The 21,536-nt window shown below is 63.0% G+C and carries 16 protein-coding genes; 5 read left to right on the top strand and 11 right to left on the bottom strand.

Annotated features, from left to right (window positions below; all coding sequences use genetic code 11):
* Positions 1-11: 11 nt before the first annotated feature.
* Positions 12-1,181, bottom strand: a complete 1,170-nt coding sequence (locus tag G7026_RS11710; RefSeq protein ID WP_181070947.1) for an AGE family epimerase/isomerase — start codon at positions 1,179-1,181, stop codon at positions 12-14.
* Between the two features lie 162 nt (positions 1,182-1,343).
* Complete coding sequence (locus tag G7026_RS11705) at positions 1,344-5,441, bottom strand: CheR family methyltransferase (RefSeq protein ID WP_181070945.1); 4,098 nt, start codon at positions 5,439-5,441, stop codon at positions 1,344-1,346.
* Between the two features lie 466 nt (positions 5,442-5,907).
* Here G7026_RS11705 and G7026_RS11700 point away from each other — a divergent pair, with 466 nt between their 5' ends.
* Positions 5,908-6,459, top strand: a complete 552-nt coding sequence (locus G7026_RS11700) for a GNAT family N-acetyltransferase (protein WP_181070943.1) — start codon at positions 5,908-5,910, stop codon at positions 6,457-6,459.
* A 10-nt stretch (positions 6,460-6,469) separates the two neighbouring features.
* Here G7026_RS11700 and G7026_RS11695 read toward each other — a convergent pair whose 3' ends face one another.
* The 9 genes from G7026_RS11695 to G7026_RS11655 form a co-directional block, all read right to left on the bottom strand.
* Complete coding sequence (locus G7026_RS11695) at positions 6,470-7,846, bottom strand: efflux transporter outer membrane subunit (protein ID WP_375138202.1); 1,377 nt, start codon at positions 7,844-7,846, stop codon at positions 6,470-6,472.
* Positions 7,843-8,952: an HlyD family secretion protein gene (locus tag G7026_RS11690; RefSeq protein WP_258190259.1), complete on the bottom strand. Its 1,110-nt coding sequence runs from the start codon at positions 8,950-8,952 to the stop codon at positions 7,843-7,845. Before G7026_RS11690 ends, G7026_RS11695 begins: the two co-directional genes overlap by 4 nt.
* Positions 8,953-9,005: 53 nt before the next feature.
* Complete coding sequence (locus tag G7026_RS11685) at positions 9,006-10,583, bottom strand: MFS transporter (protein ID WP_181070939.1); 1,578 nt, start codon at positions 10,581-10,583, stop codon at positions 9,006-9,008.
* Positions 10,584-10,879: 296 nt separating this feature from the next.
* On the bottom strand, positions 10,880-12,457 hold the full coding sequence (locus tag G7026_RS11680) for an ABC transporter substrate-binding protein (RefSeq protein ID WP_181070937.1): 1,578 nt from the start codon (positions 12,455-12,457) through the stop codon (positions 10,880-10,882).
* Between the two features lie 129 nt (positions 12,458-12,586).
* Complete coding sequence (locus G7026_RS11675) at positions 12,587-13,012, bottom strand: GNAT family acetyltransferase (protein ID WP_181070936.1); 426 nt, start codon at positions 13,010-13,012, stop codon at positions 12,587-12,589.
* Between the two features lie 28 nt (positions 13,013-13,040).
* A complete protein-coding gene (modC, locus tag G7026_RS11670; protein WP_181070934.1) occupies positions 13,041-14,117 on the bottom strand; it encodes a molybdenum ABC transporter ATP-binding protein in 1,077 nt (358 codons plus the stop codon).
* A complete protein-coding gene (gene modB, locus G7026_RS11665) occupies positions 14,110-14,781 on the bottom strand; it encodes a molybdate ABC transporter permease subunit (RefSeq protein ID WP_181070932.1) in 672 nt (223 codons plus the stop codon). Before modB ends, modC begins: the two co-directional genes overlap by 8 nt.
* Complete coding sequence (gene modA / locus G7026_RS11660) at positions 14,778-15,539, bottom strand: molybdate ABC transporter substrate-binding protein (protein WP_181070930.1); 762 nt, start codon at positions 15,537-15,539, stop codon at positions 14,778-14,780. The genes modB and modA overlap by 4 nt, the downstream gene beginning before the upstream one ends.
* A gap of 11 nt (positions 15,540-15,550) precedes the next feature.
* A complete protein-coding gene (locus G7026_RS11655) occupies positions 15,551-16,366 on the bottom strand; it encodes a TOBE domain-containing protein (protein ID WP_181070927.1) in 816 nt (271 codons plus the stop codon).
* Positions 16,367-16,849: 483 nt separating this feature from the next.
* Between G7026_RS11655 and G7026_RS11650 the strand changes: the two genes are divergently transcribed.
* From G7026_RS11650 to G7026_RS11635, 4 genes are all read left to right on the top strand, one after another.
* Positions 16,850-19,024 carry a PAS domain-containing sensor histidine kinase gene (locus tag G7026_RS11650; RefSeq protein ID WP_181070925.1) on the top strand — a complete coding sequence of 725 codons (2,175 nt, stop codon included), beginning with the start codon at positions 16,850-16,852 and terminating at the stop codon, positions 19,022-19,024.
* Positions 19,021-19,407 (top strand): response regulator, encoded by a 387-nt coding sequence (locus G7026_RS11645; RefSeq protein WP_181070923.1) that lies wholly within the window; start codon positions 19,021-19,023, stop codon positions 19,405-19,407. Before G7026_RS11650 ends, G7026_RS11645 begins: the two co-directional genes overlap by 4 nt.
* A gap of 523 nt (positions 19,408-19,930) precedes the next feature.
* A complete protein-coding gene (gene paoA, locus G7026_RS11640; RefSeq protein WP_181070921.1) occupies positions 19,931-20,587 on the top strand; it encodes an aldehyde dehydrogenase iron-sulfur subunit PaoA in 657 nt (218 codons plus the stop codon).
* Positions 20,584-21,534: an FAD binding domain-containing protein gene (locus tag G7026_RS11635; protein ID WP_181070919.1), complete on the top strand. Its 951-nt coding sequence runs from the start codon at positions 20,584-20,586 to the stop codon at positions 21,532-21,534. The genes paoA and G7026_RS11635 overlap by 4 nt, the downstream gene beginning before the upstream one ends.
* Positions 21,535-21,536: the final 2 nt, after the last annotated feature.

Genomic DNA, 21,536 nt, shown 5'->3' with positions numbered 1-21,536 from the left:
GAGCGGCAGGCTCAGCGGATCAGGTGTTTGGCAAGGCCTTGGTAGCAGGTCGCCAGGTGGTAGGGGCTGGTGGAGGGCATGTCCCGACGGCTGAGCTGGCCCTGGTCGTCCAGGCACTCGTTCCAGCCCTGCGGATGCAGGAAACGTTCGGCGAAAAGGCTCAGCCTTGCCTCGAGCATCTGGGGTTCGGCTCCGTGCAGGGCGAGGGCGCGCAGGTATTCGGCTTGGGCCCAGATGCGCTGGGTGCCGTCGATCAAGCTACCGTCCGCAGCGAGCATCGCACTGACGGCGCCGCTGTTCTCGTCGACTCCGTGGACGAAGGCGAACTCGAATGCGCGTTCGAGCGAATCGTGCAACGCCGTGGCGGCCAGCAGCGGCGAGCCGTGCAGCAGGTAGAACCATTCGAATTGATGGCCGGGTTCGAACCAGTTGTCCGCCGAACCGCGCGGCTTCTCCAGCACCACGCCGGTGGCCGGATCGACGAAGCGCGCCTGCATGGCATCCACCAGCGCGAGCAGGGCGTCACGGGTGAGGGCGTCGTCGCGAAGTGCCAGCGTGGCGAGAAAGGCCTCGGTCAGATGCATCAGGGGGTTCTGCAAAGGGCCGCTGCCGAGCGGCGACCAGTCTTCGCCCAGCTGGGCTTCGTACAGGCCCTGGCCATCGGTGAAGCGCTCGCGCACCAGGGTCAGCGCCGTCTTCAGCACGCTGTCCGCCTGCGGGTCCTCGACCCTGGCCCGGTAATGGGCACAGGCGAAGATCACGAACGCGTGGGTGTAAAGATCCTTGCGCCGGTCTAGCGGAGCCCCCTCCGCATCGATGCTGTAGAACCAGCCGCCGTTGCGCTCGTCGTGGAAATGCCGCTGCAGCGAGGCGAACAGGCGCGCCGCACGTTCACGTGCCTGGGGCACGCCCGGTTGGTCGATCAGGCTGGCGAACAGGAACAGCTGCCGCGCGCAGGCCATGGCGCGATAACGCTGCGCCGGCAGAGGTCGTTGCTCGGCATCCAGCGCTTCGTAGGGCAGGTCCAGCTGGGCGTTCCAGCCGGGGCCGAGCCACAGCGGCACGATGACCTGCTGGAAATGCCGCAGCAGAGCGTCGAGCGGGGAAGAGGGCGTTGCGTCAGAGGCGGAGCGGGGCAAGTCGGACATCGGCAGGCATCGCGGATTGAAGGTAGCGCGCATGGTAGCAAGCCGCGGCGCGGCCGGATAACCAGGCCGTCTCCGTTCTGCGCGGCTGCATTCGTCCGCTGCGCGGCGCGTTTCTGTGGGAGCGGTCAGGGACGCCTAGTCTTGACCGCGAAAAGGCCGGCATGGGTTTCATGCGGCAACCGCTGGCGATAGCGGTCAGTCCGCGTCACCCCTGACCACCGCTTCGGCCGCATCGATCAGGGCATCGAAGGAAACCGGCTTGCCCAGGTGGCGAGCGAAGCCTGCGCCGGTGGCGCGCTTGACGTCTTCCTGGCTGGCGAAACCAGTCAGGGCGATGCCGGGCGGCGGGTCGTCGAGACGCTTGCGTACCGCCTCGATCAGCTGGTGGCCGTCCATGCCCGGCATGCCGATATCGGAGATCAGGAGATCGAACGGCCCCTGGCCCAGGCACTCCAACGCCGCCTGGCCGCTGTTGGCGGTGAGCACGCTGGCGCCTTCGATCTCCAGCAGCAGCTGCAGCGTCTCCAGGACATCTGGCGAGTCGTCAACGAGCAAAATGCGGACGCCACTGAGCCGCCCATCCCGAGCATCGTCGACCTGAGGTGGTTCCTGTTCCGAAGTCTGCTTGAGCAAAGGCAGCCAGACACTGAAGCGTGAGCCCTTGCCACGCCCCTCCGAGGCCGCTTCGACCCGCCCGCCATGGGCCTCCGTCAGCTCCTTGACCAAGGCCAGACCGATCCCGAGCCCCTCTTTTGTACGTGCGGCAGGCCTGCCTTCGGCCTGATCGAACACATCGAAGATATAGGGCAGGCTTGCAGGGTCGATGCCACAGCCAGTGTCGGTCACGTCGACTCTGGCCATCTCCTCGTCGCGCTGCAGCTTCAACGCTATCTGCCCGCCACGTGGGGTGAATTTCAGCGCATTGCTGACCAGATTCCAGATGATCTGCTCGACGCGGGTATGGTCAGCCTCCAGGATGAACGGCTCGGTGCGGGGTTCGTAATCGAGTTCCAGCTTCGACTCGAGCAGTTCGTTGTGGATGCTGTTGATGATCTCGCCGATGAGCTGATTGAGATCGACAGGGGTCAGGGTCAGCTTGAGCTTTCCGGTATGGGCGCGGCTCAGCTCGAGCAGGTCGTCGATGATCAGCGCTTGGCTGCGCACGGCCTGGAGGATCGCTTTGCAGGATTTGCTCATCATCGTCGAGCGGCTGATAACCGGCAGCCGAGCGAGCAGTTCGGCGTTGAGCTGAACCAGGTTGAGCGGATGCTTGAGCTCGTGGGAAATCATCGCGAAGAACTGGTCCTTGCGCTGGCTGAGGCTCTGGCTGCGCTCGAGCTCGGTTTCCTGGGCCAGTTCCTGCTGCTTGCGGACGGTCAAGTCGCGGCAGATCTTCACGAAGCCTCGGGGTTCGTCTACTCCGAGCGGGGTCATGATGCCGCTGCAATAGAACCTGCCGCCGTCCTTGCGCTGGTGCCAGCGCTCGTCTTCGGCGCGGCCGCCTTGCAGAGCACGGTCGCGCTCGCCCTGGGCGGCACCAGCCTCCAGATCCTCCGGCAGAAAAATAATGTCGGCGGACCGCCCGAGCATTTCCGCCTGGCTGTAACCAAAGGTGAGCTCCGCCCCACGGTTCCAGCTCGTCACGGTTCCATCCAGGTCCATGGTGATGATCGCGTAATCGCAGGTACTCTCCGCGACCAGTCGCATCAGTTGCTCTTCCTCGTGCAGCTTGCGCTCGGCCTCGCGGCGTGCGGTGATGTCGATGAAGGTGAGCACGGCGCCATCGATACGGTCTTCGAGCGTGCGATAGGGCAGCAGGCGAGCGATGTAGCAGCGTCCTTCGTGGCCGGGCACCTCGCGCTCGACCGGGCTGAGCGACTCGAACACCTGGCCGATGTCGGCCGCCAGCTGCTCATAGTCGAGCCTGTGAGACACATCGAGGATCGGACGGCCGGCGTCGGTGGGAATCAGCTTGAACACCTCGGTGGCCCGTGGGGTGTACCACTTGATGCGCATGCCGCGGTCGATGAATACCGTGGCGACGGCAGCCGAGGCGATCAGGTTGCTCAAATCGTCGTTGGTCTTGGCGCTCTGCTCGATTTCGGCGCGCAAATCCTGGTTGACCATCTGCAGCTCTTCGTTGAGCCGTTGCAGGTCTTCGCGACTGGCTTCGAGCTCCTCGGTTGCCGAGCGCAGCTCCTCGTTGACGGCTTGCAGTTCCTCGTTGGACGCCATGAACTCCTCGGATGAGACCGAGGCGTGCTCGGCGCTGCTCTGCAACTCGTCGCGTGTCCCCTGCAGCTCACGTTCCAACTCGAGTGCCCGCTCGCCTTCGATACGAAGCCTTGCGGCCGTGGCTTCATCGTCGCCGGCCGCCTGGAACAGGATCGCCGCCAGCCCACGACCGTTCTCCTTGAAAGGTCGCACCAGAAGGCTGAGATCCAGCGGGCGATCGTCGAGCGTGACCTGCAGGGTATGGCTGATGCTGGTATCCGTTTCGAATGCCTGGAACAGGGCGTTGCGCAAGATGGTCTTGAGCGAGGGGTGGATGACCTTCAGCAGATCGTGGGAGGGCTCGCCTGGGACGTGGCGTAGATAAACGCCTGCGCCTTCGGACAGGTGCAGGATCGCGCCATCACGACTGACGATGATGCTCGGTGGCGCGAAGCGCTCGAGTAACCAGCGATGGATTTCACCGTAGACCGGCGATTCGCTCTGCCGGCGCGGCGCAGCGGCGGTCGACTCTTCACGGTGCGTTGGAGCGGTCCGGACCTCACGCCGCAGACCCGAATTTGCGCGGTAGATACGGTTCTTCTTGTCGACCACGCTGAACAGCTCGGGGCAGGCTTCTGCCGTTTCCGAGCCACCGAGGAACAGAAAGCCACCGGGGCGCAGCGCGAAGTGGAACATCTGCAGCACGACACGCTGGATATCCCGGTCCAGGTAGATCAGCAGGTTTCGGCAAACGATCAGGTCCAGACGCGAAAATGGCGGGTCGCGCAGCAGGTTGTGCTGGGCGAACAGGACTTTATCGCGAACCTCGGGGCGGATCTGATAATACTCGCGCTCCTTGCTGAAAAACTGGCGAAGCCGGGTAGGACTGACGTCTGCCACGATCGCCTCGGGATACAGGCCCCGGCGAGCACGGACGATGGCATCCCCGTCGATGTCGCTGGCGAACACCTGCAACCTTGCCGGTCGGCTTTCGACCGCCGCCTGGTCGCAGAGCAGCATTGCCAGGGAATAAGCCTCTTCGCCCGTGGAACAGGCCGCCGACCATACCCGGATTTCATCGCAGGATTTGTCCTCGAACAGCTGTGGAATGACGTCGCGCTCCAGCGCTTCGAACGCCTGCCGGTCGCGGAAGAAATTGGTGACCCCGATCAGCAGGTCGCTCAGCAACAGCCGAGCTTCGTCCGGCTCCTGAAGCAGATAGTCACCGTAAGCGCACAGGTCTGACTTCATGACTACCTGCATCCGCCGCTCGATGCGGCGCAGCACGGTTGCTTGTTTGTAGTGACGAAAATCGTGGCCGGTACGCAGATGCAACTCGGCGATGATCCGGCGCAGCGTCTGCTGGTCCGCCTCGACATCGTCGCGACTCGGTTCAGGCTCTGCGGTGATCTGTTCGCCCGCGGGCTGCGGCAGGTGGATGACGCGCGCGTTGGACCAGATATCCAGCAGTTTTCGCGGCATGTCGACGACCGGCAGCACGAGATCGACCTTGCCGGTATCGATGGCGCAGCGAGGCATGAACTCGTATTCCGCATCATTCGGACTTTGCGCCAGGGTGACGCCGCCCTGTTCCTTGATTCGCGCCAGACCGACCGAGCCGTCGGCACCGCTGCCCGAAAGGATGATGCCAAAGGCCCGATTCTGGTGTGCATCGGCCAGGGTGCGGAAAAAGGTGTCGATCTGTGCGCGGCGGCCGACGCTTCGCTCCAGATCGCTCAGGCGCAGATGGCCGTCGGACATGGTGATGTGCTTGCCGGGCGGGATGACGAAAACCTTGTCGGCTTCCAGCCGCGTGGTGCCGGTGACCTGGTTTACCGGCATCCGCGTGGCACGCTGCAGAATGCTCGAGGCGTGACTCTGGTGGTCGGGCGACAGGTGTATCACCACCACGAACGCCATCCCGCTGTTGGCAGGCATATGCTCGAGAAACCGAGATACCGCCTGCAGGCCGCCCGCTGAAGCACCGACGCCCACGACCGGGAAGCTCAGCGTGCTACGGGCGACCGCCTTCTGGTTTTTGGGAACCGAAGCAACCTTTTGCTGCACTTGTTCTTTCATCTGTGCTCACACATCCCCGGGCGCTTGGCTGCCTCTGCTAGGACTCATAGGCGATCGATGCCGTATGTCACTTCGGTTGACCACCGCGCAACCGGCATTACACCGCTATGTACGGGGTTGAGACTCCACAGCAATTGATGGAGCAGTCCTCGCAACGCTCACCACGCTGCAGCCAGTCATTGAATGCGCGCTCCAGCGCACCCAGGGCCTGTTCCCAGAGCCCACCGACTTCGGCCTAATGCAGCGTAATGGCTCGTGCCTGCTCCAGCGTGAGCGAGCCAGGAGGGTTCATCGCCGAATCTCCGCGCATATTTCCGATAACCATCGGACTCTGCCACGCACGGCAGAATTCGCGCCCACTGGTCAGCTAACCGCAGCTGCAGCCCTCGCGACGGCGGCCGCTGCCCGTCGCTTCGGTTGCTTGAGCGTGTTATTGGTGATCGCCCAAACCGCTCGTAGGCCTGCGATGCTCCCGACACTGACCACTCCGAGACTCAGCCTGCGACCCTTCACCGTAGCCGATGCAAACGCGCTGCAACAGTTGGCCAACGACCCGTTGGTCACCGACACCACCGCGACGCTGCCATATCCCTATGGCCTGCATCACGCCGAATCCTGGATCGCGATCCACGACGATCTCTACGCCTCGGGCCGTGCGATGCCGCTGGCGGTCACCACCCGGGAGGGCGAGCTGCTGGGGACCATGGGCTTCGCCGCGCTGTCATGGATGCACCAACGCGCGGCACTGGCCTACTGGATCGGTAGCGCGCATTGGGGCCGTGGCTATGCCACCGAAGCGGCTGGCGCGCTGGTCGCCTACGGTTTTGCAGACTTGAAGCTGCAGCGGATATGGGCGGAGTGCTTCACGCGTAACCCTGCATCGGCTCGGGTGTTGGAGAAAGTAGGCATGCGCTACGAAGGCTGCCTACGCAACGAGTTCCTGAAGCACGGCGTGTTCGAGGACATGCTGCGCTACGGGTTGCTGGCCGATGAATGGTACGCGCAGTTCGATGCCTGAAATGCCCGCATCAGGGCGTCCAGCCACCTCCGAGGGCTTGGTAGAGGTTGATCAGGGTGTTGAGCTGCGCTTCGCGCGCCTGCACCGCCGCCAGTTCGGTATTGAACAGGTTGCGCTGGGCGTCCAGCGCCGCCAGGTACGAGGAATAGCCTGAGCGATAGCGATCCTCGGCGATGGCCAGGGAGTGAGCCAGCGTCTCGCGCCGAGCAGTCAGCCGGCGAATCTGCTCCGCCGAGTTCTGGACACCGGAAAGGGCGTTTTCCACCTCTGCAAATGCGTTCAGTGCCGAGGCCCGGTAGGCGTAGGCCGCCTGGTCGCGCTGGGCGGTCGCGACCGCAACGCCTGCCTCCAGCCGACCACCGCTGAACAAGGGCGCCAGAACACTCGCACCAATGTCCCAGACCCGTACCGGGTCGAAATCCAGCGCATTGACATAGAGCCGGCCGACACTCGCCGACAGTTGAACCTGCGGCAGAAAGCGATCGCGTTGAGCATCGAGGTTCAGATCGCTCGCGGCCAGTACGAGCTCGGCCTGCCTGATGTCTGGCCGCCTGCGCAGCAGCTCTGAGGGCAGGGCGCCGGGCAGCGGGGGCAGGGAGATGGTGAGAAAGTCACCGCCACGCTCGATGGCGCCGGGAATTTGGCCCGTGAGCAGTCGCAGGGCATTTTCCTGCTCGGCTATCGCCTGCTCCATCTGCGGCAACAGTTGCGCGGCTGCCTCGTATTCGGATTGTGCCTGGGTCAGCTCCAGCTCGGAGCTGTAGCCCATCTCGGCGAGGTCCTCGGCCAGGCGCAACGATTGCAGTCGCGACTCGATGGTTTCCTGGGTGACGTAGCGCTGCATGTCCAGTGACAAAAGGGAGATATAGGCCCGCGCCGTGGTGCTGGCCACCGCCAGACGAACCGTATCGCGCTCGGCCTGGCTGGCCTGGTATTGCACATCGGCTGCCTCGCGTAGCCTTCGCAGGCGCCCCCACACGTCGACCTCATAGGACACCTGCAGCCCGGGCTGCACGGCGGTGCTGCGACTGATGCCGAGCACGCCGAGCTCCTGGGAGCGTCCCACGCCAAGCACGGCGTCCAGGCTCGGCAACAGCGAGGCCCTGGAGAGATTGATCTGCTCCCGAGCGATGTCCACGCGTGAGCTTGCCAGCAGCACGTCGGTGTTGTGCTGCAACGCGGCCTCGACCAGCCGGGTCAGTTGGGGGTCGTTGAACTGCTGCCACCAGTGCTCGGCGACAGGCGCGACGGCGCCGCTCTGCGCGCGCCAATTCGTAGGCGCCTCGACGTTCGCCTCCGGCGGAAGCGGGCGCTTGTCCGGCACACAGCCCGCCTGCAGGAACAGGGCGCCGACGATCCCCAGCGGGACGATGCGCGAGGGCCTCACCGTGTTTCACCCTCACGGTCCGTTGCGTCTGTATCGACATGGGTGACGACCGAGAGCCCGGGGCGCAAGCGCTCGGCCAAGGGCTGGTCAGGGTCGATGGCGATTCGCACCGGCAGGCGCTGCACCACCTTGGTGAAGTTGCCGGTGGCATTGTCCGGGCGCAGGACGCTGAATTCCGAGCCGGTGGCCGGCGCCAGCCGTTCGACCCGCCCTGTCAGACGCGCACCGTCGAGCGCATCGACCTGGAAACTCACCGGCTGTCCGGGACGCATTCGGTAGGTCTGCGTCTCCTTGTAGTTGGCGACGATCCACAGCTGGTCGGGCACCAGGTACAGCAGTTGCGTGCCGGCCACCACGTACTGACCCAGGCGCACCGAGACCTCGCTCACCTGACCTGCGCGTGGCGCCACGATCACGGTGTTGTCCAGGTCGATCTGCGCCTGGTGCAGTGTCGCCAGGGCCACCTCTACCTGCGCCTGCAGCCCGCCGCGGGACACCTCGGTCGCCTTGAGCGTCTGCTCGGCGATGCTGATCGCCGCGGCGGCCTGCTTGACGTTGGCGGCCGCAGCACGGGCGGTGGCACGGATCTGATCACGTTCACGAATGGAAACCGAGCCGCGCGCGGCCAGCTCGTTGACCCTGAGTTCGTCGGCCCGGGCGCGATCGCGTTCGGCCTCGGCAGCGAAATGCTCGGCCCGGCGCGACTCCAGCGTCGCCCGGTTCGACGCCAGGGTCTGTCCGACGTTCTCCAGTTCGAAGCGCCGCGCGGCGAGTTCTGCTCGGCGCTGTTCGACCCGTTGCCGATAGATGCGATCGTCGATGCGCAGCAGGGGACGGCCTTGCTCGACCTGCTCGAAATCCTTCACCAGCACCTCGGTGACATAGCCGTTCACCTGGGGCGACAGCACCGTGATCTGCCCGCGTACGTAGGCGTTCTCGGTAGTCATCACGCCGCTTGTGAATGGCCAGAGCCGCCATGCGTAGAGAATCGCCAGTACGCCGGCCAGCGCCACGAGCACCATCAGGATCACCGAGCGTCGGCTCGGCTTGATGGTTTTCGGTGGCGCGTCGGGCGTTGCACCGGCATCGGTGGTGGAAGCCGACATTTCTGCGGGCTCGGTCGCAGGCAAATCGCTCTGCTGCTCGTTCTTCTCGTCGGTCATGACGTTGGAGCCTTATTGCTGAGTCGCGCCAGGCGCACCGTATGGAACAGTGACCAGCCCAGGAGGCCGATCGATAGAAAGCCTATGAGCCGGAACACATCGTTGAAGGCGAGCACGTTGGCCTCGCGCGTGATCGTCTGGCTGAGCATTGCGGCGCCCTGCGCCTGGCGCAGCACCGGATCGGTCTGGGTCGCGGCGTAGCGCTGGCCCTGCAGCTGCAGCCGGGCGGCGACCTGCGGGTTGCTCGGATCGATCTGTTCGGTCAGGTGGCTCGAGTGATATTTCTCCCGCACGGTCTGATACGTCCCGAACACCGCCGGCCCGGCCAGCCCGCCAAGGCTCTGGGTGATGGAGAACAGCACGACGAAGCTGACCAGGTAGCTGGGGCCGGCGCTCAGCGCCCGGCCAATGCCGGTAATCATCAGCGGGCCCAGGAACATCCCACCGGCAAACGACAGCAGCGCCTGGCTCAGGTACATGTTCTGCGGTCGAGTCAGGTTGGTCGCGCCAATGTCGAGAAAACTGCCCACGCCGATCAGCAAAATGGAGACCACGACCTGGGGCAAGGCCGTTTTCGGGGAAAAGGTCATGGCACTGACCAGCACGCCAAGGGCGAGACCGAGCAGCATCACCGCATAGAGAGGCTGCAACTGGTCGGCGCCCATGCCCAGCGTCTGCAAGAGCCCAACCGCGCCATAAGTCTGCTCGGAGAGAATGAAGCGCAGGGCCAGGGCGCCAAAGGCGAAGCGCAACATCCCGGCGGTCCCCAGCCAACGGGTATGCAGCAGCGGATTGCGCCGATGGTGCTCGATCATCAGCGCCACGCAGATCAACAGCAGCGCGATCACCAGTGCGTACGCGATCCAGGGCTGCTCGAACCACCATTGCACGCGCCCCTGGGCGAGCACTGCGGCGAGCAAAGCCAACGCCGGAGCCAGCAAGGCGAAGGTCAGAAAGTCCAGCGGCTCGAAGACCTTGATGCGTTCTCCCAACGGCAACTTGAGAATCACCACGGCGGCCAGTGAACACAGCGCGAGTCCGCTCTCGAACACGTACAGCCGATGCCACTCATCCAGATCCAGCAAGGCGGGCGAAAGCAGCCAGGCAATCGGGGTGGCGAATTGCGTCAGGCCGAAACCGATGATCACCCCCTTGGGCAGATCGGCGCGGCGAAAGGCCTGCAGCATGTACAGCAGCGCCAGGCTGGTCGTGGTTCCGGCGGCGAGTCCGCTGGCGGCACGCACGAAAACGGCCATGGCGAAGCCTTCGACGAACACATGGGCGATCGTCAAGGCTGCGTAGATCGCCAGTCCGATCTCGGCGAAACGGCGCAAGCCGTACTGCTGGCGAAACTTGATCAGCAGCAGGTTCGTCGACACGTTGACCATGAAATAGGACGCCGGCAGCCAGGCGGCCTCCGACGGCGTAAGGCCAAGATCCCCCTGGATGTTCGGCAGGTTGGCGATGAACAGGGCGTTGCCGAGGCCGCCGGTCAGACCGACAAGGATCGAAACGCAGGCATAGGCCACGCGTACCGGATTGCTGTGCAGCAGAATCGCCGGAGAGCCCGGCATGGAGGGACGTTCATGGGGCTCCCAGTTAGGGACCGGTTTCAGGTATTGCGGCATCGTCAGAAAGACTCGATGAAGCGGGCGATGTGGTGGAACAGCAGCGCATGGCGCACCTGCGGCCTATCGTTTTCGAACATGCCAGGCGCCAGTGGTGCCGCGAAGAAGCTGAGAATCGATCGGTTGCACCGCAGCTGACCGGCTGATGCGAAGTCTGGCGGCGCGAATGGCAGCGCTACCAGGGCGCTGCCTTTGCAGTGCGAGGGAAATCCGGGACCCGCGTTGCGCGAGCCCGGCGAGTGTTAACGCGACAAACCGGCGTTGGAAAAGTCGACCCGCCCGAAGGGGCTCACTCGATAGCCCTGCACGTCGGCGCGCAACAGGGTGCTGGCGGTGGGGTGTGCCAGCGGCACCCAGAGGGCCTGCTCCTGGATGATCTGTTGCGCCTGATGGTAAAGCTCACTGCGTTTGGCCTGGTCGCTCGTGGCCTTGCCGCCGAGGATCAGGTTGTCGAGGCGCTCGTCGCAAAAGCGCGCGAAGTTCAGCCCGGACGTTTTCGACGCGCAAGCGAATTGCGGCGTCAGGAAGTTGTCCGGGTCACCGTTGTCGCCCGCCCAGCCCATGAACAGCAGGTCGTGCTCGCCGGCTTTCGCGCGGCGGATCAGCTCGCCCCATTCGATCACCTGGATCTCGCCCTGGATGCCGACCTTGGCGAGGTCCGCCTGCAGCAACTGCGCGCCGAGGCTGGGATTGGGGTTGAGCACGCTGCCGCTGGGTCGTGTCCAGATGCGCGTCTTGAAGCCTTCGGCAAACCCCGCTTCGGCCAGCAGCGCGCGGGCTTTTTCCGGGTCGTACGGATAGCCAGGCAACGCTTCGGCGTAGCTCCAGGTGTTGGGCGGGTACGGGCCGTTGGCCTCCGTCGCGCTGCCCTCGAACACCGCCTTTAGGTAGCTGGCCTTGTCGAACGCCAGGTTGATCGCCTGGCGCACCTTGGGCTGATCCAGCGGGGCGTGGTCGCTGTTGAGGGCGACGAAGGCGGTCATGAACGCCGGCGTCTGTTCGACCTTGAGTGTCTTGTCTTGCAGGGCGGCCTGAACATCCTGCGGCTTGGGGGAGAGCGCGACCTGGCACTCGCCACGGCGCAGCTTCTGCAGCCGGACGTTGGCGTCGGGGGTGATCGCATAGATCAGCGCATCGACCTTGGGCGCACCGGCGAAATAGTCGGCGTTGGCCGTATAGCGCACCACCGCGTCACGCTGAAAGCGGCGCAGCACGAAGGGCCCGGTGCCGATCGGCTCGCTGTTGAGCTTCTCCGGCGTGCCGGCACTCATCAGGCGCTCGGCGTATTCGGCCGAATAGATCGAGGCGAAGCCCATGCTCAGCGTCGCCAGGAAGGTCGCATCCGGTTTCGTCAGGGTGATCGTCAAGGTATGCGGATCGCTGGCTTCGACGCTTGCGATCAGCTCTGGCCACTGCATTGACTGCGCGTGGGGATAGCCGCTGGCCGCGGTGCCATGCCAGGGGTGGTCGGGATCGAGCATGCGGCGGAAGCTGAACACCACATCCTCGGCCTGGAGCGGCCGGCTGGGCGTGAAATAGTCGGTGCGGTGGAACTGAACATCGTCCCGCAGCGTGAAGCGATAGATCAGCCCGTCTTCCGATACGTCCCATCGCTGGGCCAGGCTGGGCTGCAGCTCGCCGCGCTCGGCATCGAACTCCACCAGACGATTCATCAGCACGTCGGCCGACGCGTTGGTGGTGGTCAGCGAGTTGTACTGCACCACGTCGAACCCGTCCGGACTGGCTTCGGTACAGACCGCAAGGCTCGCGGCCTGGGCGCAGAAGGGGGCAAACAGGAGGGCGAGGGCGGCTAGACGCATGGCGTGACACTCATTTGAAAGCGGAAGGATCCCCGCCGGCGAGAGTGGGCGGGGCGCAAGAGCTGGGCTTCAACCCTAAACCAGCGGGTCGAGCATCACAATCCAGCGCGGCGGGCTATCGCGCCGCGATCAGCCCGGCTGGTCCTCGATAAGCCGCTTACCGAGGCTGAACACATCATCGGCTCCATAGCCAAGCGAACGGTAGAACGCCAGCGTTCGCTCGTTGGACGTGCGCACCAGCAGGTTGAGCTTGGGGCAGCCCAGGGCGAGCAGGCGCTGCTCGACGGCCTCGAGCATCTGCCGACCGCGGCCTTGCGCCTGGTAAGCCGGCGCGACGGCGAGGTAATGGACCGAACCCCGATGTCCGTCGTATCCGGCCATGGCGCTGGCCATCAGCTCGCCGGCGCACTCGCCGACCAGGAACAGCTCTGGCTGCTGGGTCAGCTTGCGGGCGATGTCCTTGTGCGGACCGTTCCAGGGGCGCGTCAGGCCGCAGTCCTCCCAGAGCTGCACGACCGCGTCTTCGTCGGCCGGTTGGTACGGGCGAATGTTCATGGCGACTTCCAATGGCTGCAGATGCGGCTCAACGAACCAGCGCGGCGGATTTGATCTGCGCATACACGTCGAGGCCGGGCCTCAACTCTAACTGGTCGGCGGACCGGCGGGTAATGCGCGCGAGGATCGACGTACTGCCCAGATCCAGCCGCACCAGCAGGCGGCCTGGGTCGCGGTCGGGCGTCAGGTCCTGGATTCGCGCCGGCAGGCTGTTGAGGATGCTGCTCCGATGCGGTGGCGCCAGAGCGAGGCTTACGTCCCGGGCCAGTATGCGCAGGCGGGTCCGGGTGCCGAGGGGCAAGCCCGACAGCGCGACGGTGAGCGTACCGCCCGGCACGTTCAGCGTGCTCAGGTGGTAATGAGCATCATGTTCGGCGAGGGTCGCGGTAATCACGGCGGCCGCTTCGTCCAGCTGGGCGAGCGGAAGCCCAGGGTCGGTCAGCAGTTCGTTCAACGACCCGCAGGCACGCACCTGACCGGCGTCGAGCAAGACCAGGTGATCGGCAAGCCGGGTGACCTCATCGGGCGAATGGGTGACGTACACCACCGGTATCGAGAGTTCGGTATGCAAGCGCTCCAGGTACGGCAGGATCTCCGCCTTGCTGTCCAGATCCAGGCTGGCGAGCGGCTCGTCCATCAATAGCAACCTGGGGCTGGTCAATAGCGCTCGGGCGATGGCGACCCGCTGGCGTTGCCCTCCGGACAGCTGGTTGGCTCGCCGAGCCAGCAGCGGCTCCAGGCCGAGGAGAGCAGTCGCCTCGTCGAGGTCAATGTGGCGCTCGGCCCTCGTCACGCGCCGGTAGCCAAAGGTCAGGTTGTCGCGAACGTCCAGATGATCGAACAGGCTGGCTTCCTGAAACACATAGCCGAGCGGCCGGCGGTGGGTGGGCAGGCAATAAGTGCCGTCGAGCCAGCGCTCGCCGCAAAAACTGAGCTGGCCCTGGGCCCGATCGAGCCCGGCGATGGCGCGCAGCAAGGTCGTCTTGCCACAGCCGGAACGGCCGAACAGCACGCTGATCCCGGTGGAGGGCAGCTGCAACCGGGCGTCGAGACGAAAGTCGTCCCGCTGTACCTGCAGGTGCGCATCGATTCCCACGTCAGACATGAACGGCCTCCCTCCGCAAGCGCCCCAGTATCAGCAGCACCACAAAGCTGAATACCACCAGGCATGCCGACAGTATGTGGGCATTGCTGTACTGCATCGCCTCGACATGGTCATAGATCTGTACCGAGACGACACGGGTGCGGTCCGGAATGTTGCCGCCGATCATCAGCACCACGCCGAACTCGCCCACGGTATGGGCGAACCCCATCACCGCCGCGCTGATGAAGCCCGGACGTGCCAAGGGCAGTACGACGTGCCGAAAGCTGTCCCACGGCGAGGCGCGTAGCGTTGCGGCGACCTCCAGCGGGCGAGGCCCGATGGCAGCGAAAGCGTTGTGCAACGGCTGCACAACGAACGGCAGCGAGTAGACCATCGACGCGATGACCAGGCCCGCGAAGGTAAAGGGCAGCAGGCCGATGCCCGTCGCTTCGGTCAGGCGTCCGACAGGCCCTTGCGGCCCCATCAACAGGAGCAGGTAAAAGCCCATGACCGTCGGCGGCAGGATCAGCGGCATCGCGACCAGCGCGGAAACCGCCCCCTTGAGCCGGGAACGGGTACGCGCCAGCCACCAGGCCAGTGGGGTGCCAAATAGCAACAACAATATGGTGACCAGTGTCGCCAACTTGAGCGTGAGCCAGATCGCACCCCAGTCTTCTGGACTCATGGTTCGACGCCATACCCATAACGGGCCATCACCGCTCTGGCCTGTTCGGTATGCATGAAATCGAGCAACGCGTGAGCAGCCGGATTATCACGGCCTCGCTCGAGCACCACGGCGTCCTGGCGAATCGGCGAATAGCGCTCGGCTGGCACGGTCCAGGCCGAACCGCGGCTTATCTCGCCATCCAGATACACCTGCGACAGTGCGACGAAACCGACCTCGGCATTGCCCGTGGCAACGAACTGGAACGCCTGGGTGATGTTTTCACCCTGGACAAGTTTGCCTTTGAGGTCGGCTTCCAGCCCCATCCCGCGGATCACTTCCAGTGCAGCGGCGCCATAAGGCGCTGCCGTCGGGGTGGCAATGGCCAGATGGCGGAAGTCACCGCGCTCGAGCAGCGCCTCGCCATCGGTTGCATAGCCCTCACGCGCCGACCAGAGCACCAACTGCCCGAGCGCGTAGGTGAACTGGCTATCGCCCAAGGCCTTGCCTTCCTTGGCCAGGCGCGTCGGCGTAGCGCTATCGGCACTGAACAGCACCTCGAATGGCGCGCCATTGCTTATCTGTGCGTAGAACTTGCCTGTCGAGCCGTAGGCGAGCCGTGCCCGATGCCCTGTCGAGGCCTCGAACGCCTCGGCCAGCTCGCGCATCGGCGCGGTGAAATTCGCGGCCACGGCGACCTGCACTTCATCGGCAATGGCAAGGGCCGGAAACAGAATGCAGAAGGCAAGGGCAGAAAGGCGGGAGAAGAGGGCGCGCATAGGGTTCTCGCTCAGTCGACGGCAATGATGATGTGGGAGGCCTTTATCAGGGCGGTACAGGGGTGGCCGACCTGGATGCCCAGCTCGTCCACGCTGTGATTGGTGACCACCGCGACCAGTGTGCGGTGCTCGGTCAGTTGCAGTTTCACTTCGCTGTTGATGGCGCCCTGGGTAATGGAAAGCACCACACCGTGCAGGCGATTCTGAGTGCTGATGCGCACGTCGGGGTCCGGCGAGAGCAGCACGAAGCTCGATTTGATAAGGGCGATAGCAGGCACTTCTGGGGCCAGCTGCAACGCCTCTATGCTGTCGCGTGTGATGTTGGCCACCAGCGCCAGCCCGCCGCCCAAATCCAGCGTGACGCTGCCATTCACCGATCCCGGCCGGATTTCGGTGACTCGCCCCCTGAACTGGTTACGCGCACTGGTTTTCATCGCAATGGCCCTTAGGAGGTTGCCGGCTTCTTCGTGGCGCTCGGCGCCTGCCGCCAGCTGGGCCAGAAAACGTTCATACTCGCTCTGCATGCGCCGCCAGGTATGGATCATCTGCCTACCGAAGTCGGTCAGGCGTGTTCCGCCACCTCCGGAACCACCTGCTTCACGGACAACCAGCGGACGCTCCGAGAGGTTGTTCATCGCTTCGACAGCATCCCAGGCGCCTTTGTAGCTAAGCTGGACAGCCTTGGCTGCCTGGCTGATGGAGCCGGTTCGCTCGATCTGCTCCAGCAGCTCGACTCGCTTACCACCCAGATAGGCCTTGTCGTTGCGGTTGAACCAGAGGTGGCCATCAATCTTGAGCGCGTTTTCGGAGGGCTTGGCTGCGGTCATGAGAATCTCGAAGGGAGAGTAAGGGTGCCAGGCACCGCTGTATATAAAACTATATAACGGTCGCCCCGCCGTTGGAATGCAAAGGGCATGGCGAGGCGCCCGCAAGCGATGCATCGCCTCGAGGCTGCCTTGGGCCATAAGCAACAGGAATAAGCGCCCCGGCTGGTTCCAGAACAGCCGTGCGGCCGATAAAATCGAGGCACGTCAACTTATTGTCGACAACCGATGCCGTACGTGCTTCCCTGCGCAGAACCCACCAAACACAGCCATAATGCAGCCGTAACGGTAACCCGAGCGGTGCATAGCGCTACGATGCGGTCTAACTTCAGGTCTGCACGGCCAGTCGCCTGGCATCACGAGAGTCGATGAAATACCTAATGTCAAAGCGGGCGCGAGCATTGAGGCCTTGGAAGATCTCGAAAATGTTTTCCTTCAGCAACCTAACAGGTATGTCGTTTAGCCAGGGGCGATAAAGGATAACTAATGTCAAAGATACAAGATCTCCAAGAGCCGCTGAGCGAATATGACAGCTTGGTTTCTTCGAATTCACGCGCGCTTGATGCAATTCCTGCCGCTGTATACATCTGCGATTGCGAAGGCTGGATAGTCAGCTACAACGCCGAAGCCACGCGGCTATGGGGAAGGGCGCCGGTAATCGGAAAGGACGGTGATCGCTTTTGCGGCTCGCATCGGCTTCTTTCAACGGACGGTACGCCGCTTGGCTTCAAGGACTACCCGACAGCCGTGACCCTCAGTACGTGCGTCTCGCAAAGTAATGCCGAGATGATCATGCAACGTATGGATGGCACCCAGTTCGTAGCCCTTGTTAATACCCGGATTTTAAAGGACGGACGGGGAGTCACGCAGGGGGCGATAACCTGCTTTCATGACGTCTCGTCGTATCACGCTGTGGCACAGGAGTTCCGGCGAAAAACTGCTGACCTGGAAGACTTTTTCGAAAACAGCGCAGTGGGTCTTCATATTGTCAGTGCCGAGGGGCTCATTCTTCGCGCCAACAAAACTGAATTGGCTCTTTTGGGATATGCCCCTGACGAGTATATCGGGCGCCATATCGCGGAATTTCATGTGGATGCGCCCGTCATCAACGATATTCTTTACAAGCTGTCCAGCGGCAACAGTTTGCAAGAATATCCGGCGCGACTACGTGCCAAGGACGGCGCTATCAAGCATGTAGTCATTACCTCCAACGGCCGGTTCGAAGACGGCAAGCTCTTCAATACTCGCTGTTTCACAATCGACGTGACCGACGTCCACACGGCGGAGACAGCCCGCCGAGAAAGCGAAGACAGACTCTCGGCAACCTACGAGGCGGCCACGGTAGGAATTGCCGAGACCGACGCAGATGGACAGCTGCTCCGTGTGAACGACGCCATTTGCAACATTCTCGGTAGAACCCGCGAACAGCTATTGGCGATGACGTTTTCAGACTACACGCACCCCGACGACATCGAGGCGGATGCCACTTTGTACGCACGTCAAGTTGCCGGTGAGGTTGATAACTATGTGCTTCGAAAGCGCGCGTTCAACGCTGATGGAGAAGTCGTTTATCTTGATATCAATAGTTCGTCGGTACGGTCGGCTTCCGGCATGTTTCGCTATGGAGTGCGAGTAATTCAGGACGTCACGATCGCACAGCAAATGGAAACCAAAATCCGAGAAAGTGAACGGCACTTGCGGGATCTTCTCGAGGCATTGCCAGCTGCTGTTTATACAACCGATGCAGACGGCCGCATTACATTCTTCAATCACGCCGCTGTCGAACTCTCTGGTCGAACGCCTCAGTTAGGGGACATGTGGTGCGTCTCCTGGCGGCTATATAACGTCGACGAAACTCCACTTGCACATGATCAATGCCCGATGGCGATTGCATTGAAGGAAGACCGCCCAATACGGGGGGTCGAAGCTATTGCAGAGCGACCCGACGGCACTCGCGTGCCATTTATTCCTTATCCGACACCCTTGCATGACGCTGATGGGAAGTTGATTGGCGCGATCAACATGCTTGTAGACATAACCGAACGAAAGCAGGCGGAAAATCGACAGAAGATACTGATCGACGAACTCAACCATCGGGTCAAGAACACGCTTGCCACCGTTCAATCCCTGGCTAGCCAAACGGCTCGAAATGCAGGGTGCGCAAAAGAAGGGCATAAGCGCTTCGAAGCAAGGCTACTCGCATTGTCTCGGGCGCACGACCTGCTAACGAAGCGGCATTGGGGGAACACACCTTTGGATTCCCTTGCACGAGAGGTGCTCACCCCGGTAGTGGGGCATGAGCCCAGCCGTCTCGTAATCGATGGCGCTTATATCGAAGTCAGTTCGAGAGTAGCGCTCAATCTCACGATGACGCTCAATGAGCTTGCCATCAATGCGCTGAAATACGGGGCGATGTCAGCCGAGAGGGGTGCTGTGTCCGTTACCTGGAGCGTGCAACCAGAATCGACTGGCGCATTGCTCACTTTGGAATGGCGCGAGCAAGGAGGTCCGTCGGTGTATCGGCCCGAAACACGAGGCCTTGGTTTTCGTTTGATAGAGCGATGCATCGAGCGCGACCTGGGCGGAAAACTCGATATCACCTTTGCCCCTGAGGGAGTCGTCTGCCGCTTCTCGATCCTCATCGGAGCAGATAGGCCGTGACCGAGTTCGCAGGGATTAGAGTGCTCGTCGTAGAGGACGAGGGCGCGATCGCCATGATGATAGAGGACATGCTGGAGGAGCTCGGATGCGATGTCGTGGCTTCGGTCGCGCGTCTCGCTGCAGCATGCGATATGGCGAGGACAGTGGAGATCGATCTGGCGATGCTGGACGTGAACCTGGCCGGCCAGCTCGTTTTCCCTGTCGCCGAAATTCTTCGCGACCGCAATATTCCGTTTCTCTTCAGTACCGGTTACGGCGCTAGCGGAATACCGAGCGAGTTCGATGGGGGCCAGATTCTACGTAAGCCGTTTTCGGAGAGCGATTTGCGAGAAGGGATTGCTCTTACATTAAAGCGATGCAGCCGAGCGCCTGAAACGACCTAACGCTGGGATTGAAGCGCTTAGGGAGCAGGCTGATCGTTACCGGCATTCAGCAGTGATCGAATCCGGCGAAGCGGCAGCCCATCGGCTAGTCCATCAACGATGCATGTGACTTCGCATAATGTATATTATGTTAAATCATGTATTGGGTTCCCCAAGGCGAACCAGACACCGACCGAGCTAGCCGCCCTTTTTTCTCTCCATCCACCCTCTCCAGGCTGGTTATAAACATCATCCCTGTGCAGTGTGCCAGACGTTCACCCACTGCCAGCTGAGCGCAAAGCGACCCCCGACCTGGCTGAATGTGCGGCCGCCTCGGTACCGAACGTCACTCCCTTGCTGCAGCGGCGTAGATTCTGTTGTCACAGGCATATCCCGCACCGGACGTAGCGTTTGGTGACGCGGTATTCCATGACTGCCCGTTATCCGAGGTGCGCACGTTGCAATAGCCGCCGCTCACGCAGCGGCCCTGCGCCGCTGCCGCGAGACGCCCTCATCAACTACCGCTTCAGCCGGAGAGCTAACGATGAGTGATTCTGACGACAATGGCCTCTCGCGCCGACAGGTACTTGCCCTGGGCGGCGGCCTCGTGGTGCTGGGTTCGGCGCCTGTCTCGACGTTGGCTGCGCCCCATGACAAGGGTGCAGACGAATCCCCCGTACGCCGGACCGTAACGTCCACCGTTGCGTTCGTGGTCAACGGTCGGCGTCGGGAACTCGAATTGGATAACCGCACTTCACTGCTCGACGCGATGCGCGAGCACCTTCACCTAACCGGTAGCAAGAAAGGTTGTGACCAAGGCCAATGCGGCGCTTGCACCATGATCGTCGACGGTCAGCGGATCAATAGTTGCCTGACGCTCGCCATCATGCATCAGGACGCCGAAATCACGACCATCGAGGGGCTAGGCACAACAGAAAGCCTTCACCCGCTGCAGGCCGCATTCGTCAAGCACGACGGCTACCAGTGCGGCTATTGCACGCCAGGACAGATCTGCTCGGCGGTGTCGGTGCTCGACGAGATCAAGCGTGGCATTCCCAGCCACGTCAGTGGTGACATCACCGCCCCACCCCAGCTGACCAGCAACGAGTTGCGCGAACGCATGAGCGGCAATATCTGCCGCTGCGGCGCCTACTCCAACATCATCGAGGCCATCACCGAGGTGGCTGGGGAACGTGCATGAAATCCTTCACCTACGAGCGCGCTGAAACTCCGGTCGAAGCCGCGGCAAGCGCAGCCCGGTCGCCGGGCGCGAGATTCATCGCGGGCGGCACCAACCTGCTCGACCTGATGAAGCTCGAGATCGAAACGCCAATGCACCTGATCGATGTGAACGGCTTGAAGCTGGACAAGATCGAGGCGACACCGGACGGTGGCTTGCGCATCGGCGCGCTGGTCAGCAATACCGATCTGGCCGCCGACGCCAGGGTTCGGCAAGACTATGGCGTGCTGTCCCGCGCCCTACTCGCGGGTGCGTCCGGGCAGCTACGCAACAAGGCGAGCACCGCCGGCAATCTGCTTCAGCGGACCCGCTGCCCTTACTTCTATGACACCAACCAGCCGTGCAACAAGCGCATGCCTGGCAGTGGCTGCGGCGCGCTGGAAGGCTTCAGCCGCCAGCTCGCGGTGGTCGGTGTCAGCGATGCCTGCATCGCCACTCATCCTAGCGACATGGCGGTGGCCATGAGGGCGCTCGATGCGACCGTGGAAACGGTACGGCCCGATGGTGAAACTCGCCGCATTCCCATCGCCGACTTCCATCGCCTGCCTGGCGACACTCCGCACATCGAAAGCGCGCTCATGCCCGGCGAGCTCATCACGGCGGTGACGTTGCCAAAGCCGATCGGCGGAACGCACATCTATCACAAGGTTCGCGACCGGGCCTCGTACGCCTTTGCGCTGGTATCGGTCGCCGCCATAGTGCAGCCGGACGGCACCGGCCGGGTCGCTCTGGGCGGCGTTGCGCACAAGCCCTGGCGAGTGGAGTCGGCCGAAGCACAACTGCCTGACGGTGCACGCGCCGTCAGCGAAAGGCTGTTGGCCGACGCCCGGCCCACTCATCACAACGAATTCAAACTCACATTGGTCCAGCGCACGCTTGCCGCCGTGCTGGCGCAAGCGAGGGGCTAACC

It is taken from the genome of Stutzerimonas azotifigens (assembly GCF_013522725.1).
Classification (GTDB): domain Bacteria; phylum Pseudomonadota; class Gammaproteobacteria; order Pseudomonadales; family Pseudomonadaceae; genus Stutzerimonas; species Stutzerimonas azotifigens_A.
Note: the sequence above shows the minus strand (reverse complement) of the source record. Positions and strands in the feature narration are given on the sequence as shown.

Bases quoted from the DNA above. Each gene is read 5' to 3' on its own strand.
- G7026_RS11710 (WP_181070947.1), bottom strand. From the start codon at position 1,181: ATGCGCGCTACCTTCAATCCGCGATGCCTGCCGATGTCCGACTTGCCC.
- G7026_RS11705 (WP_181070945.1), bottom strand. From the start codon at position 5,441: ATGAAAGAACAAGTGCAGCAAAAGGTTGCTTCGGTTCCCAAAAACCAG.
- G7026_RS11700 (WP_181070943.1), top strand. From the start codon at position 5,908: ATGCTCCCGACACTGACCACTCCGAGACTCAGCCTGCGACCCTTCACC.
- G7026_RS11690 (WP_258190259.1), bottom strand. From the start codon at position 8,952: ATGTCGGCTTCCACCACCGATGCCGGTGCAACGCCCGACGCGCCACCG.
- G7026_RS11685 (WP_181070939.1), bottom strand. From the start codon at position 10,583: ATGCCGGGCTCTCCGGCGATTCTGCTGCACAGCAATCCGGTACGCGTG.
- G7026_RS11680 (WP_181070937.1), bottom strand. From the start codon at position 12,457: ATGCGTCTAGCCGCCCTCGCCCTCCTGTTTGCCCCCTTCTGCGCCCAG.
- G7026_RS11675 (WP_181070936.1), bottom strand. From the start codon at position 13,012: ATGAACATTCGCCCGTACCAACCGGCCGACGAAGACGCGGTCGTGCAG.
- modC (WP_181070934.1), bottom strand. From the start codon at position 14,117: ATGTCTGACGTGGGAATCGATGCGCACCTGCAGGTACAGCGGGACGAC.
- modB (WP_181070932.1), bottom strand. From the start codon at position 14,781: ATGAGTCCAGAAGACTGGGGTGCGATCTGGCTCACGCTCAAGTTGGCG.
- modA (WP_181070930.1), bottom strand. From the start codon at position 15,539: ATGCGCGCCCTCTTCTCCCGCCTTTCTGCCCTTGCCTTCTGCATTCTG.
- G7026_RS11655 (WP_181070927.1), bottom strand. From the start codon at position 16,366: ATGACCGCAGCCAAGCCCTCCGAAAACGCGCTCAAGATTGATGGCCAC.
- G7026_RS11650 (WP_181070925.1), top strand. From the start codon at position 16,850: ATGTCAAAGATACAAGATCTCCAAGAGCCGCTGAGCGAATATGACAGC.
- paoA (WP_181070921.1), top strand. From the start codon at position 19,931: ATGAGTGATTCTGACGACAATGGCCTCTCGCGCCGACAGGTACTTGCC.
- G7026_RS11635 (WP_181070919.1), top strand. From the start codon at position 20,584: ATGAAATCCTTCACCTACGAGCGCGCTGAAACTCCGGTCGAAGCCGCG.